Origin of the sequence: Azospirillum agricola, from assembly GCF_020005195.1 — a bacterium.
Classification (GTDB): Bacteria; Pseudomonadota; Alphaproteobacteria; order Azospirillales; family Azospirillaceae; genus Azospirillum; species Azospirillum agricola.
The window spans coordinates 1,975,205-1,989,497 of sequence record NZ_JAIFZR010000005.1 but is presented as its reverse complement, the minus strand read 5'-3'; the positions used below and the strand labels follow the sequence as shown (position 1 = coordinate 1,989,497).

The following is a 14,293-nucleotide window of genomic DNA, read 5'->3' as shown; positions in this document are numbered from 1 at the left end:
GCGGCCCGCGGTCAGGCGGGAACCGGCTCCGCCGCCGGTTCCTCGTCGCGCAGTTCCTCCCAGATGCGGTCGAACTCCATGTGGCGCTCGGCGAACAGGGCGATCAGGCGCGGGTCGAAATGCTGGGTCGGGTCGATGCGGTCGTCCCCCAGCGTCAGGATGTTCACCGTCTTGTCGTGGCTGAAGGCCGGCTTGTAGGGCCGCTTGCTGCGCAGCGCGTCGTAGCAGTCGGCGATCGCCACGATCCGCGCGGCGAGTGGGATCTCCTCCCCCTTCAGGCCGTTGGGGTAGCCGGTGCCGGCCCATTGCTCGTGGTGGCTGAGCGCGACCTCGGCGGCCATCTTCAGACGGTCCGAGGTCTTCAGGATCTCGTAGCCGTAGACCGGGTGCCGGCGCATCTCGGCCAGTTCGCGCTCGTCGAGCCGGCCGCGCTTGTGCAGAACCGCCTGGTCGACGCTCATCTTGCCGACGTCGTGCAGGGCGGCCGAGAAGCGCAGCTCCTCGCAGAACGCCTTCGAGCAGCCGGCCCATTTCGCCAGGATGTAGGAGTATTCGTTGACCCGGACGATGTGGTTGCCGGTGTCCTCGTCATGGACCTCGGCAGCGCGGGCCAGCAGGTTGACCGAGATCATGAAGGCCCGCTCGGTCTCCTTCTGAAGCTCGGCGACGCGGCGGCGCTCCTGGGTCAGGGCGCGGTTGCGCTCCTTCAGCCGCTCCAGCGTCGCGGCGCGCTCCAGCGCGCGGCCGACCAGATGGTTGACCGGCGCGATCATCGCCTCGTGGCCGAGCAGGAAAGGCAGCGGGTCGCCGCCCTGCGGATCGCGGCGGTTGATGAGCTGCACCACCCCGACCGGCTTGCCACGGAACCCCTTCAACGCGAAGGCCATGATCGAGCGGGTGCGGAACCCGGTGCGCTGGTCGAAGCCGGGGTTGAAACGGTAGGGTTTCGTCTCGCCAAGCGCGTAGGCGTCGTCGATCAGCACCGTCTCGCCCGTGATGGCGACGTGGCCGACGATGGAGGAGGAGGCGGCCGGAATGGTAAAGGAAGCCGTCTTCGCGCGGATCACGTCGTTCTGGACGCTGACCGCCTCCAGTTGCCGCGCCCGCCCCTGCCCGCTCAGCATGAAGACGCTTCCCGCCTCGGCGTCCGTCAGCTCGCGGCACTTGTGCAGGACGCGGTCGCTGATCGCCCGCAACGACTGGTTGGGCGTCTGCTCGATGAACTCAAGGAACTGACCGACAAGACCCACGACGCCCGCACTCCCCAACGATCCGGCCAACGATCCGGCCCACGACTCGGACCACGACTCGGCGCGAAGAGGGTACTCCAATCGCGGCGCCCCGTAGAAGCGATTACGCGTCTCCCCTGTTCAGAAGCTCATCCAGCCGCCGCACCAAAGCCACAGTCCGGCGACCCCCATCGACAGCAGGGCCATCGGCACGCCGCAGCGGGCGTGTTCGAGAAAGCCCAGACGCACGCCGGCGGCGGCGGCCCGCTCCGCCACGATGATGTTGGCGAGGCTGCCCGGCAGCAGCAGGTTGCCGGCCAGCGTCGTCAGCAGCGCCAGCCCGTAGAGCGCCCCCTCCGGCGGAGCCGGCCAGGCGGCGAGCAGCAGGATCACCGCCGGGACGTTGCCGATGCTGTTGCTGCCGGCCAGCGCCAGCGGCCCCATGACCGCCAGCCGGTCGGGCAGCCAGCCGCCGGCCTCCAGGTCGCGGACCAGCGCGCCGGGAACGCCGGTCAGCCCCAGCGCGTGGTTGATGGCGAACAGCGCCGCGAACAGCACCAGTAGGTGCCAGTCGACCATCCCCAGCATGTCGCGGCTGGCCATCCGCCGGCTGATCATCATCACGCCGGCGACCAGCAGCACCGCGTGCTCCTGCGGGATGGGCAGGGCGAACAGCACCAGCAGCACCGCCGTCGCCGCCACCGCCTTGCCGAGCTGCCAGCGGTCGAGCGGCACGGCGGCGACGTCGCCCTCCCCGTCCGGCAGCCCGAAGCGCCCGCGCCAGACCAGCCACACCGTGACGTAGACGATGACCAGCGCCGCCAGCGCCGGGACGGCGCAGACGCCGAGAAAGCGCCAGAAGTCGAGATGCCCGACCTGCCCGATCAGGATGTTCTGCGGGTTGCCGATCACCGTGGCCGCCGACCCGGCGTTGGCCGCCCCGGCCAGCGCGATCAGGTAGGGCCGCGCGTCGAGCCGCCGCGCCAGCAGCCCGGCGCACAGCATCGGCGTCATGGCGAAGACGACGACGTCGTTGGCAAGCACCGCCGACAGCCCGCCGGCCACCGCGACGATGACCGCCAGCAGCCGGGCCGGCGAGTTCGCCGCCCGCGCCACCCGCAGCGCGCACCAGTCGTAGAAGCCGCTGCCGGCATACTGCGCCGACAGGATCATCAGGCCGAGCAGGATGAAGATGGTCGGGAAATCGACCGCCTCGACCACCTGCCCGGTGTCGAGCGCCCCGACCGCCAGCAGCAGGATGGCGGCGACCAGGGCGATGCCGGTGCGGTCGATGCGCAGGCCCGGAAAGCGGCCGAGCGCCATGCCGAGATAGGTCGCGGCGAACAGCAGGAGGATGAACAGGGTCATGGCGGCGGACACGGGGTCGGAGGCGGAGGGCGGGACGGGCCCTCCTCTATAGCCCAGCCCAGCCCCGTCATGCCAAGGCGACTCACGCCACGGTGACGGTGGTCCCCTCGCGCGCGGCGAAGCAGTTGGGCAGTTCGGCCTGGGCCGCCGCCTCGATCGCCTCCATCATGCGGTCGTCGTGGTCGGGGTCATGGTGGAACAGGCACAGCCGCTTGACGTGGCCGGCCCGCGCGATGCGCACCGCCTCCGTCCAGGTCGAATGGCCCCAGCCGATGCGCTGGCTCCACTCCTCGTCGGTGTAGGTGGCGTCGTAGATCAGCAGGTCGACGCCGTCGACGAGGTTCAGAATGTTGCGGTCGGGCTGGTCCGGCACATGCTCGGTGTCGGTGACATAGGCCATGGAACGGCCCTGGTGCTCGATCCGGTAGCCGGTGGCGCCGTCGGGATGGTTCAACGCGGCGGTGTGGACCCGCACCCCGCCCTCCAGCTTGAAGCTGTGGCCCGCCGGCACCTCGATGAAGCTGAGGTCGCAGCCCATGGTCCGCATCGGCACCGGAAACAGCGGGCGTTCCATCTGGCGCGCCATCACCGCCTCGATGCCCGGCCGCCCGGCGGTGTGGCCGGCGACGACGCGCAGCCCGAACCCCTTGGTGTAGGCCGGCGCGAAGAAGGGGAAACCGCTGATGTGGTCCAGGTGGGTGTGGCTGAGCAGCAGGGTCGCCGCCCCTACCCCGTCGGCCAGCAGCCGGCGCCCCAGCGGGCGCAGCCCGGTTCCGGCGTCGAGGATGATCCGCTGCGCGCCTGCCCGCAGCTCGACGCAGGCGGTGTTGCCGCCGAAGCCGAGATGCGAGGCCGTCGGGCATGGAATGGTGCCCCGCACGCCCCAGAAGGTGACCGTGAACCCCATGGCTCCGCCCTCTCCGCGCACCGGCGGCGCGAACGCCCGGTCGCTACACCTTGTAGGCCAGCCGCAAACCGCCCCAATGCCGGCCGCGCACCGACACCGGCGCCGACACGTCCTTCATCAGCACATAATTGCCCCCGCCCATGTCGCGGCGGTAGGTCTGGAGCAGGAAGGGCTTGGTGTTGCGCCCGGCGGCCAGCCCGACGCGGTCGTTGAAGATGCGGCGGTTCCGGCAGTTGGCGGCGTTCCACACCGGATCGCGCCCCTGCGGCTGGCTGAATCTGCGGTTGTGGGTGGGAAGATAGCCCTGGTCGTCCAGCGCCACGCAGAAGACGATGCGGTCGTTGCCCGACAGCACCGCCTCCTGGATGCCGGGCAGGAGGCGGTCGCAGATCTGGGTGAAGCGGGTGGTGAACTGCTGCGGGTCGGACCCGGCCACCGGCTGGTAGGCGCGGTCGAACAGGTCGGCCTCGCCGATCTCGCCGTGGGCGACGGCGTCCTCGAAGGCGGCGGAGACCTTGGCCGCGGCCTCCGTCACCATGCGGATGAAGGGGGTGTCGACCGTGTCGATGTTCAGCTCGGCGGTGACCCCGATCAGCCGCTCGCTCATGCCGACGAGGTTGTTCACCCGGTCGCGCGCCTGCGACAAATTCTCGCTCGACAGCTTCACGCCGACCGCCAGATCGGCGATCTCGTTCTCCAGCTCGATGCAGTTGCTGCCGATCTGCGACGAGGCGGCGTCGATCTTGTCGGTCTCGCCGTGCAGCTCGCGCATGGCGCGTCCGACCGTCTCGATCACCGTGCCGATGGCGGCGGTGCCCTCGCTGACCGCGCGGGCCTTCACCGCGCTGGCCGAGCTTTCGGTCATCAGCCGCTGCGCCTGCTCGTTGAGGTATTTCAGCGTCGCGTCGATCTCGGTCGTCGCCTCGCTGGTCTTGGAGGACAGCGCCTTCACCTCGTTGGCCACGACCGCGAAGCCGCGCCCGGCCTCGCCGGCGCGGGCCGCCTCGATGGTGGCGTTCAGCGCCAGCAGGTTGGTCTGCTTGGCGATGGTGAAGATCTCCTTGGCGACCTTGCCGACGCGGTCGAGCGCGTCGCGCAGGCCGACGATCTGCCCCTCGATCCCGGTGACCGACGACACCAGCGCGTGGATGTCCGACAGCGAGCGCTGAACCCGGTCGTGAGAGGATTCGACCTCCTGCCGGGCCTGTTCGGTGACGGTGCGGGCAATGGAGGAGGCGGCGGAAATGCGTTGCGTGCTCTGCGACATCTTGGCGCCGGTGTCGCGAAGCTGGGCGAACACCGTGGATTGCCGGTTCACGCGGGCGTTGACGTCCTCGATGTGTCCGGCAATGTCCGCGATTTCTATGCCGAGATTGCCCGCTTCCTTAGCGATGTCCGCAATCAGGTGCGGCCGAATCGCGAACGCACTGTCCATATTTCACCACCATTCTTATGAAATTTTAGCTTGGCGCTCACTCCCGTGAACGATTATTGCGCTTTTTATACATTCCCGCAACCGGCGGAACCTCCGGCCGGAGGGCCTCCTCCTTATCAATTGGTCGAATGTGCCTCCAGCGGAGAGCGCGCCACGATTGTGCGCCAAAACGCCCCGTCCCGGCATCCGGGATGTCCCCCCATCACCGAATTGACACAGCGGAGGATTTTCAACCGGAAGCGACGCCGCCGGCACCCTCGATCCGCCTGCCCTCGATGCGGTGATCGAGCCGCTCGTCGACGAGCCCGGCCGGCTCCTGGTGGACGAGCACCTCGGCGTTGCCGAAGGCCGCGCTCAGCCGGCGCTCGACCCGGTCGGTGATGTCGTGGGCGGCGGTCAGGGTCAGGTCGCCGTCCAGCTCCAGATGCAGCTCGATGAAGCCGCCGGTGCCGGAACTGCGGGTGCGCAGGTCGTGCAGGCCGCGCGCTCCGGGCTCCTCCAGCACCAGCGCCTTGATGCGGGCGCGGTCCTCCTCGGAGAACTCGCGATCCATCAGGACGCTCAGCGCGTCCTCCGCCACGCCCTTGGCGCCGTGCAGGAGGAAGGCGGCGATCCCCAGCCCGAACAGCGGGTCGAAGGCGGCGACGCCGGTCCAGCCGGTCAGCAGGATGGCCAGGATGACCGCGACGTTCATCAGCAGGTCGCCGGAGTAATGCAGACGGTCGGCACCGATGGCGACCGAGCCGGTGGCCGCCTGGACATGGCGCTGGAAGGTGATCAGCCCGGCGGTCAGGGCGATGGACAGGAGCATCACCGCGATGCCGATTCCGCCCTCGCCGACCGGCTCCGGATGGATCAGCCGCCGCACCGCCTCGACGCTGAGCAGCACCGCCGACCCGGTGATGAAGGCGGCCTGGGCCAGGGCGGCCAGCGCCTCCGCCTTGCCGTGGCCGAAACGGTGGGTGGCGTCGGGCGGACGCAGCGCCCGGCGCACCCCCAGCAGCGTGACGACGGAGGCCAGCAGGTCCGTGCTGGAATCGATCAGCGATGACAGGATGCTGACCGATTCCGTCGCCATGTAGGCGGCGAGCTTCGCCGCGATCAGGGTGGAGGACACCGTCACGCTGGCATAGGTCGCGTAGCGGCGCAAACGGTCGGGGGAAATCGGGGGCATGGTCATCGCGGTCGCGTGCGTGGGGCGGGACGTCCCTCAGGGATACAGCCGCTCGGTCGTCCAGGACGCCGAGTCGCCTTGGAAGGGCGGATCGGCCGGCCGGTAGACCAGCCGCTCGTGCAGGCGGAAGGGGCGGTCCTGCCAGAACTCGATGCGTGCCGGCAGCACGCGGAAGCCGGTCCAGTGCGGCGGGCGCGGCACCGTGCCGATGGCGAATTTGGCGGCGTACTGGGCGACCCGCTTCTCCAGCTCCCAACGGCCCTCCAGCGGGCGCGACTGCTGGGACGCCCAGGCGCCGATGCGGCTCTCGCGCGGGCGGCTCTCGAAATAGGCGTCGGCCTCGGCGTCGGTGACCTGCTCGACCCGCCCCTCGACCCGCACCGAGCGGCGCAGCGTCTTCCAGTGGAAGCAGAGGGCGGCGTGGCGGTTGGCCAGAAGCTGCTCGCCCTTGCGGCTTTCCGTGTTGGTGTAGAAGACGAAGCCGCGCGCATCGACCCCCTTGAGCAGCACCATGCGCACCGAGGGCACGCCGGCGGCGTCGGCGGTGGCGAGCGCCATGGCGTTCGGGTCGTTCGGCTCGCTGCGGCCGGCCTCCTCCAGCCAGTCGGCGAACAGCGCGTAGGGGTCGCGGTCGTTGGCGTCGGTCATCAATCGTGGTCCTGTTCGGTCGAACACTCTGGACATCCCCGGCGGGGGCTCCCTGGCGAAAACGACGCGGCGGCATCGTCAACGCAATTCACAGCAAGGATAGGCTCGCTTATATCACTGTCCACCGCGACGCCACCGGTTTAGGCATCGCGGCACACAAACCTATTCGAGGCACACGATGGTCGTGAAGAAACTCGTCCCGTTCGCGCTGGCGGCGTCCCTGCTGGCCGGCTGCACCACCGGCGGCACCAAGGAGACGGTCGGCACCGTCGGCGGCGCCGTGGCCGGTGGCCTGATCGGGTCGCAGATCGGCGGCGGCACCGGCAAGCTGGTCGCCACCGGCGTCGGCACCCTGCTGGGCGCCTTCGTCGGCAGGGAGATCGGCTCCTCGCTCGACCGGGCGGATTCCGAATACGCCGCCGGCGCCGCGCGCCGCGCCTACGCCGCCCCGGTCGGCGAGCGGATCGCCTGGAACAACCCGCAGTCGGGCAATTCCGGCACCGTCACGACGATCCGCGACGGCTACAGCAACGCCGGCACCTACTGCCGCGAGTACCAGCAGACGGTCGTGGTCGGCGGCAAGACGGAGATGGCGTACGGAACCGCTTGCAAACAGCCCGACGGAACGTGGAAGATCGTCGCCAATCAGTAACCTTTTGATCCCCGTTCGTCGGGGTTGGGAATGCCCGCACCGTGGCCACGCGTGACCCCTACAGCGTTCTCGGCGTCAGCCGTTCCTCCAGCGCCGAGGATATCAAGAAGGCGTACCGCAAGCTCGCGAAGCAGCATCACCCCGACCTGAAGCCGGGGGACGCCGCGAACGAGGAACGCTTCAAGGAGATCTCGGCGGCCTACACGCTGCTGTCGGATCCGGACAAGCGCGCCAAGTTCGACCGCGGCGAGATCGATTCGTCGGGCCAGGAGCGGCACGCCGGCTTCGGGTCGCGCACCCACGCCGGGCGCGGCCGCGCCTACAGCGGCGCCGACGACTCCTTCTTCAGCAGCGGCGGCGACGACTGGTTCTCCGACCTGTTCGGCGGCGGCCGGCGGCGTGGCGCCGCCGGTGCCGGCGGGGGATCGTCCTCCGGCCCCAAGGTGCGCGGCAGCGACATCTCCTACTCGATCACCGTCCCCTTCCTGGAGGCGGCGCAGGGCACCAAGCGGCGCGTCAACCTGTCGAGCGGCAAGAGCATCGACGTCACCGTCCCGCCCGGCACCGAGAACGAGCAGAAGCTGCGCCTCAAGGGCCAGGGCCTGCCGGGCATGGGCGGGATGCCCAACGGCGACGCCATCATCGAGGTTCATGTCGAGCCGCACCCCTATTTCACCCGGCAGGACGGCGACATCCATGTCGAGGTGCCGATCACGCTGAACGAGGCGGTGCTCGGCGCCACCATCCATGTCCCGACGATCAGCGGCAAGGTCGCCCTGAAGATCCCGGCCGGCGCCAACACCGGCTCGACGCTGCGCCTGCGCGGCAAGGGCGTGGTCAACCAGTCGACCAAGCAGGCCGGCGACCAGTATGTGAAGCTGAAGGTGGTCCTGCCCGACCCGCCCGACGCCGAGCTGGTGAAGTTCATGGAGCAATGGGCCAAGACCCGCAGCTACGACGTCCGCAAGAAGGCGGGGCTGGAGTAAGCTCCCCGCGCGCCCGTCATGCCCGTGCTGAGCACGGGCATGACGAAAAACGCGGACCTCATTTCTTGACCGCCCGGAAGGGCACCGCCAGGTTGCCGGCCGGGTTGCCCTCCCCCGTCGGGCTGTCGTCCGACAGCAACGCCTTGATCGGCACGTTCAGCAGGTCGCCCTGCCGCGCCTCGGCCTGCTCCAGCAGATGCGCGGTGCGCTCCTGCCAGGGCAGCTCCAGGCCGCCCAGCCCATGCACCGAACCACGCAGGCCGATGCCCAGCGCCTTCATCAGGTCAAGCAGCGTCGCCTCGCCCAGGTCGCGCGTCACCACCCAGGCGTCGCGCGTGGTGTGGGCGACCCAATGGGCATCGCGGAGCTGCTCCAGGATGCCGTCGATCAGCAGCGTTCCCACCGGCACCCGCGCCACCATCGTCCGACGCCGCATGCCGACGCCGAGCCGGCTGGCGTCCATCAGCTCGTGCAGCACCGCGAGCGCCAGGGCCAGCCGCTGCGCCGGCAGCAACCCCTCCGGCCCACCGCGGGTGATCTTGCCGGCCCGCCATTCCGGCAGGGAGGCGGCGACAACCGCGCCGAACAGCACCGTCGACCAGGCGATGTACAGCCAGAACAGGAAGATCGGCACGGTCGACAGGGCGCCGTAGATGGTCTGGTAGGCCGGGTATTCGCGCATGTACCAAGCGAACACCGCCTTCGACCCCTCCAGCAGGATCGAGCCAACCGCCCCGCCGCATAGCGCGTCCATCCACAGCACGTCGCGGTTCGGGATGATCAGGTAGAGAAGCGTGCAGCCGATCAGTTGCAGCACGAAGGGCAGGATCATGCCGAAGCCGACCAGCGGGTGGACGACGCCCTCCAGATGGGCGAACTCCAGGGCGCTCCACAGGGTGCTGGACAGCGACAGGCTGGCTCCGGCGAACAGCGGGGTCAGCGACACCACCGCCCAGAAGGACAGGATGCGGGTGACGTAGGAGCGCGGCTCGCGCACCCGCCAGACGGTGGCGAAGGATCCCTCGATCGTCCAGATCAGCAGCACCGCCGACACCGCCAGCCCGACCACCCCGAAGATCGGCATCTGGCCGGCGTTGGCCATGAAGGTGCCGAGATACTCCAGGATGGCGTCGCCGATCTCCGGCACCAGATTCTTGATGACCGCCGTCTGGATGCGCATCTGCAACGCGCTGAAAGCCGGAAAGGCGGAGAAGATGGCGAAGCCGATGGTCATCATCGGCACGATGGCGAGCAGCGACGTGTAGGTCAGCGCCGCCGCCGTCTGGAAGCAGTTGTCGTTGTAGAAGCGCAGCATCGAATGGCCGACGAAGCCCGCCAGCTCGCGCCCGTGGGCCAAGGCGCGCGCCGGTTTCCGTTCCCCTTCCTCAATGCCCGGCATGCCGATTCTCCTGTCCGGCGTCCGCCTGCGCCGGTTTGACCACGCACCGCTTTCGTGTAGGATGCGCCCCACTTTTCGCGGCAACAGCCCAGTTTACGAGGTTCAGATGTCCAATCCGATGCCGCTGATGCACGGCAAGCGTGGCCTTATCATGGGCGTGGCGAACGACCGTTCGATCGCCTGGGGTATCGCGTCCACCCTGGCCCAGCATGGGGCGGAACTGGCCTTCACCTACCAGGGCGACGCGCTGCTCAAGCGCGTCAAGCCTTTGGCCGAACAGGTCGGGGCGACGCTCGTCCTGCCCTGCGACGTGACCGACGAGGCCAGCATCGACGCGACCTTCGCCGCCATCGAGGCCGAGTGGGGCAAGCTGGATTTCGTGGTTCATGCGATCGCGTTTTCCGACAAGAACGAGTTGGACGGCCTGTATCTCGACACCACGCGGAGCAACTTCCTCCGCACCATGGACATCTCCTGCTACTCCTTCACCGCGGTGGCGCAGCGCGCCGTGCCGCTGATGACCGACGGCGGCAGCCTGCTCACCCTATCCTATTATGGGGCCGAGCGCGTCATGCCGCATTACAACGTCATGGGCGTCGCCAAGGCCGCGCTGGAGGCGAGCGTGCGCTACCTCGCCGTCGATCTGGGTGGGCGCAACATCCGTGTCAACGCCATCTCGGCCGGCCCGATCAAGACGCTGGCCGCCAGCGGCATCGGCGACTTCCGCTACATCCTGAAATGGAACGAGCTGAACGCGCCGCTGAAGCGCAACGTCACCATCCAGGAGGTCGGCGGCGCCGGCCTGTTCCTGCTGTCCGGCCTCGGCACCGGCGTGACCGGCGAGGTCATGCACGTGGACAGCGGCTACCACACCGTCGGCATGGTCGCGGTGGACGAGGCGGCCGAGGTGGCGCAGCTCCTGGGATCGCTGGGCGGCGCGCCGAAGGCGGGCTGAACCACGCTGGTGCCAGGGCAGATTGCAAAGAGGGATCGGTCATCCGATCCCTCTTTGCGTTTGCGAAAGCCCCGTCTATCCTCTTCGCAATATTCCTAAGGCCGGGTAATTTTGATGCGCGCTCGCAAGAAGATGGATTCGGTTTCTCCGATCCTTGAGCAGATTCTGTACGGCGGCTCCAGCGTCTCGATGAACCTCATCGCGATCACGCGCGACATCCCCGAAGAGCAGCGCATGTTCAAGGCCCAGGGCCTGAACAACGCCATCCTGTTCAAATACCCGAGCTTCAACGGCCTCGACGAGGGCGGCGAGCCGATGGGCGACGAGGGCGAGGACGACACGGAAGGCGGCGGCCGTCCGGTCGAAACCGGCATCTATGTGCCGCACAACGTGAAGTCGCCGGAGGCCGGCGGCATCGCCGTCTATCTGCGCGGCCACAACAGCGACACGCTGCTGGAGGAACAGTTCGGCATCAAGAACGGCCCGGCCGAGAACGGCATCATCGGCGACATGAAGATGCTGTCGATGATCGACGAGGTGCCGTCGCTCGACGCCTTCCTTCTGAAGACCTGCTTCGAGGCCGAGAAGGTCAACGTCGATCCGCGCCACTGGCTGATCAGCGCCGACGAGGACCACCAGCTCCGCCGCCTGATTCGCGCCCGCATCGAGCCGATCGTCCGCAAGGCGCTGTCCGGCGGCGCCGGCGGCAGCGCCCAGAGCATCGAGCGCTTCCTGGAAGCCATCTGGAATCCGAACCTGGAAGAAGCCGGCCTGTTCGTGTCGGCCTTCGGCATCGAGCGCTCGGAAGCCGACACCATCTTCAGCGCCTGGAAGGGCACGACCTTCTATGAATACCAGCTGCGCCGTATCGCGCCGCGCGCCCGCGTCATCCTGAACTGGCTGAAGTCGAAGGACTGCGTGCCGGTCGACATCCGCATGCACAAGCCCTACGAGACCCAGCTGCTGATGCACATCGAAAAGGTGGGCAAGCTGCTGGAGACCACGCTGATGGACATCCGCGGCATCCTGTCGGACTACGAGACCGCCTTCAGCTCCTTCATGGCCGGCAAGCCCGAGCCCTTCCGCGACTATCTGCGGACCATCCGCTCGCGCTACTGGCTGCTCGGCTACTGCGTCTCGGCGCTGACCAGCGTGGCGCATCTCGACGCCCGCTGCATGAAGAACACGCCGTCGCGCAAACTCTATTTCGAGGGCACCCAGAAGCTGCTGCGCCAGTTCGACATCGCGCTGGATCGCCGCCGCGAGCAGAAGGGTTCTTTCTGAAGCATTCCGGCGCCACCACCGCCCGTACGATCAAGGCCCGCCGCTCCTGCCCACAGGATGGCGGGCTTTTCCTTGCGGGTCGTTCTCGGGTTGCGAACCTTTCACGCCATCGAGCGAAAATCCCGACACAGTGGTGCCCGTCATGCGTGGCCTTGAGCCGGGCATCCACGGCTGCAAACGATCGGAAGTTACGCTTGGCGGTGTCACGGAAAAGCCCGCGCAAGGAAAAGGCCGGCGCCCCTCGGGACGCCGGCCTTTTCTCATTCACCGGAAAGGTGGATCAGGTTCCCTGAGGCTCCGGCCCGATCCCGCCGCTTTCCTTGCCGGTCGGCGGCACCGAGGAGCGGCGGCCCGAACTCGGCTGACGCGGCGGGGTCGCCGAGTAGCTCTCGCGGTCGTCGTCGCGGATGATCGGATCGCCGCGCAGCAGGCGGTTGATGTCCTCGCCGCTCAGCGTCTCGTACTCCAGCAGGCCCTTGGCCAGCGCGTGCAGCTGATCGATGTTCTCGGTCAGGATGCGGCGTGCCTTCTCATAGCTTTCGTCGACGATGCGGCGGATTTCCTCGTCCACCGTCTGCGCCGTGCGGTCGGACATGTTCTTGTGCTGGGTCACCGAATGGCCCAGGAACACCTCCTGCGTCGGCTCGCCGTAGAGCAGCGGGCCGAGCTTGTCGCTCATGCCCCACTCGGTGACCATGCGGCGGGCCATTTCGGTCGCCATCTTGATGTCGCCCGAGGCGCCGGTGGTGACGCGCTCCTTGCCGAAGATCAGCTCCTCGGCGATGCGACCGCCCATGGCGACGCAGAGGTCGGCCAGCAGCTTGGCCTGCGACAGCGAGATGCGGTCGCCTTCCGGCAGGCGCATCACCATGCCCAGCGCGCGGCCGCGCGGGATGATGGTGGCCTTGTGAACCGGGTCGCTGTCGGGGCTATGGACGGCGCAGATGGCGTGACCGGCCTCGTGGTAGGCGGTCAGCTTCTTCTCGTCCTCGGACATCACCATCGACCGGCGCTCGGCGCCCATCATGACCTTGTCCTTGGCGGCCTCGAACTCGCCCATGCCGACCACGCGCTTGCCGATGCGGGCCGCCAGCAGCGCCGCCTCGTTGACGAGGTTGGCAAGGTCGGCGCCCGAGAAGCCCGGGGTGCCGCGCGCGATGATCTTGGCGTCGACGTCCGGCGACAGCGGGACCTTGCGCATGTGGACCTTGAGGATCTTCTCGCGGCCCAGCACGTCGGGGTTCGGCACCACGACCTGACGGTCGAAGCGGCCGGGACGCAGCAGCGCCGGATCCAGCACGTCGGGGCGGTTGGTCGCGGCGATGAGGATGACGCCCTCGTTCGCCTCGAAGCCGTCCATCTCGACCAGCAGCTGGTTCAGGGTCTGCTCGCGCTCGTCGTTGCCACCGCCCAGGCCGGCGCCGCGATGGCGGCCGACCGCGTCGATCTCGTCGATGAAGATGATGCAGGGGGCGTTCTTCTTGCCCTGCTCGAACATGTCGCGGACACGGCTGGCGCCGACGCCGACGAACATCTCGACGAAGTCCGAACCGGAGATGGTGAAGAAGGGCACGTTGGCCTCGCCGGCGACGGCGCGCGCGGTCAGCGTCTTGCCGGTGCCGGGGGGGCCGACGAGCAGGCAGCCCTTCGGGATCTTGCCGCCCAGCCGCTGGAACTTCTGCGGGTCCTTCAGGAACTCGACGATCTCCGTCAGTTCCTGCTTGGCCTCGTCGATGCCGGCGACGTCGTCGAAGGTGACGCGGCCGACCTTCTCGGTCAGCAGCCGCGCCCGCGACTTGCCGAAGCCCATCGCCTTGCCGCCGCCCGACTGCATCTGGCGCATGAAGAAGATCCAGACGCCGATCAGCAGCAGCATCGGGAACCAGGACAGCAGCACCGAGAACAGCGACGGGACGTTGCTGTCGTCGGGCACCGCGCTGATCCGCACGTTCTTGTTGGTCAGCCGCTCCACCAGCCCGGCCTCGGGCGGAATGAAGGTGCTGAACGAGCGGCCGTCGGTGAAATGGCCGGAGACCTGGTTGCCCTTGATGGTCACATCGGCAACCTGACCCCGATCCACTTCGGCGAGAAGCTCGCTGAACGGAACGGTCGTTTGCGGGCTGCGGGTCGAAGAACTCTGGAACAGGTTGAACAGGGCCACAAGCAGCAGCCCTATGATGATCCAGAGCGCGAGATTCTTGCCGAAATTGTTCACGTCACACGCCTTTCTGCGAACCCATCGCCATGCGGTGCGCC

General features: G+C 68.2%; 12 protein-coding genes. 4 read left to right on the top strand and 8 right to left on the bottom strand.

Going from position 1 to position 14,293, the window contains the following annotated elements:
• Positions 1–11: 11 nt before the first annotated feature.
• The 6 genes from JN22_RS24425 to pdxH form a co-directional block, all read right to left on the bottom strand.
• Positions 12–1,250, bottom strand: a complete 1,239-nt coding sequence (locus tag JN22_RS24425) for an HD domain-containing phosphohydrolase (RefSeq protein WP_085556360.1) — start codon at positions 1,248–1,250, stop codon at positions 12–14.
• Positions 1,251–1,370: 120 nt separating this feature from the next.
• Positions 1,371–2,597, bottom strand: a complete 1,227-nt coding sequence (locus tag JN22_RS24420; protein ID WP_085557333.1) for an SLC13 family permease — start codon at positions 2,595–2,597, stop codon at positions 1,371–1,373.
• Positions 2,598–2,679: 82 nt separating this feature from the next.
• Entirely contained in the window at positions 2,680–3,504 is an 825-nt protein-coding gene (locus JN22_RS24415) for an MBL fold metallo-hydrolase (protein WP_085556359.1), read from the bottom strand.
• A 43-nt stretch (positions 3,505–3,547) separates the two neighbouring features.
• Positions 3,548–4,822, bottom strand: a complete 1,275-nt coding sequence (locus JN22_RS24410) for a methyl-accepting chemotaxis protein (protein ID WP_223677870.1) — start codon at positions 4,820–4,822, stop codon at positions 3,548–3,550.
• Between the two features lie 346 nt (positions 4,823–5,168).
• The gene (locus tag JN22_RS24405) at positions 5,169–6,119 is read right to left on the bottom strand and encodes a cation diffusion facilitator family transporter (RefSeq protein ID WP_143268398.1); all 951 of its coding nucleotides are present in this window, start codon (positions 6,117–6,119) and stop codon (positions 5,169–5,171) included.
• A gap of 30 nt (positions 6,120–6,149) precedes the next feature.
• Positions 6,150–6,761 (bottom strand): pyridoxamine 5'-phosphate oxidase, encoded by a 612-nt coding sequence (pdxH, locus tag JN22_RS24400; RefSeq protein ID WP_085556357.1) that lies wholly within the window; start codon positions 6,759–6,761, stop codon positions 6,150–6,152.
• Positions 6,762–6,939: 178 nt separating this feature from the next.
• On the opposite strand from pdxH, the gene JN22_RS24395 reads away from it, so the two are divergent.
• Both JN22_RS24395 and JN22_RS24390 read left to right on the top strand, forming a co-directional pair.
• Entirely contained in the window at positions 6,940–7,413 is a 474-nt protein-coding gene (locus JN22_RS24395; RefSeq protein ID WP_085556356.1) for an RT0821/Lpp0805 family surface protein, read from the top strand.
• Positions 7,414–7,454: 41 nt separating this feature from the next.
• On the top strand, positions 7,455–8,399 hold the full coding sequence (locus JN22_RS24390) for a DnaJ C-terminal domain-containing protein (RefSeq protein ID WP_085556355.1): 945 nt from the start codon (positions 7,455–7,457) through the stop codon (positions 8,397–8,399).
• A 58-nt stretch (positions 8,400–8,457) separates the two neighbouring features.
• Here JN22_RS24390 and JN22_RS24385 read toward each other — a convergent pair whose 3' ends face one another.
• Entirely contained in the window at positions 8,458–9,798 is a 1,341-nt protein-coding gene (locus JN22_RS24385; protein ID WP_085556354.1) for a YihY family inner membrane protein, read from the bottom strand.
• 106 nt (positions 9,799–9,904) lie between these two features.
• On the opposite strand from JN22_RS24385, the gene fabI reads away from it, so the two are divergent.
• Together fabI and JN22_RS24375 are read left to right on the top strand one after the other, a co-directional pair.
• The gene (gene fabI / locus JN22_RS24380) at positions 9,905–10,753 is read left to right on the top strand and encodes an enoyl-ACP reductase FabI (protein WP_085556353.1); all 849 of its coding nucleotides are present in this window, start codon (positions 9,905–9,907) and stop codon (positions 10,751–10,753) included.
• A gap of 114 nt (positions 10,754–10,867) precedes the next feature.
• Entirely contained in the window at positions 10,868–12,037 is a 1,170-nt protein-coding gene (locus tag JN22_RS24375) for a hypothetical protein (protein ID WP_085556352.1), read from the top strand.
• A 280-nt stretch (positions 12,038–12,317) separates the two neighbouring features.
• Here JN22_RS24375 and ftsH read toward each other — a convergent pair whose 3' ends face one another.
• Complete coding sequence (ftsH, locus tag JN22_RS24370; protein ID WP_085556351.1) at positions 12,318–14,252, bottom strand: ATP-dependent zinc metalloprotease FtsH; 1,935 nt, start codon at positions 14,250–14,252, stop codon at positions 12,318–12,320.
• Positions 14,253–14,293 lie beyond the last annotated feature (41 nt).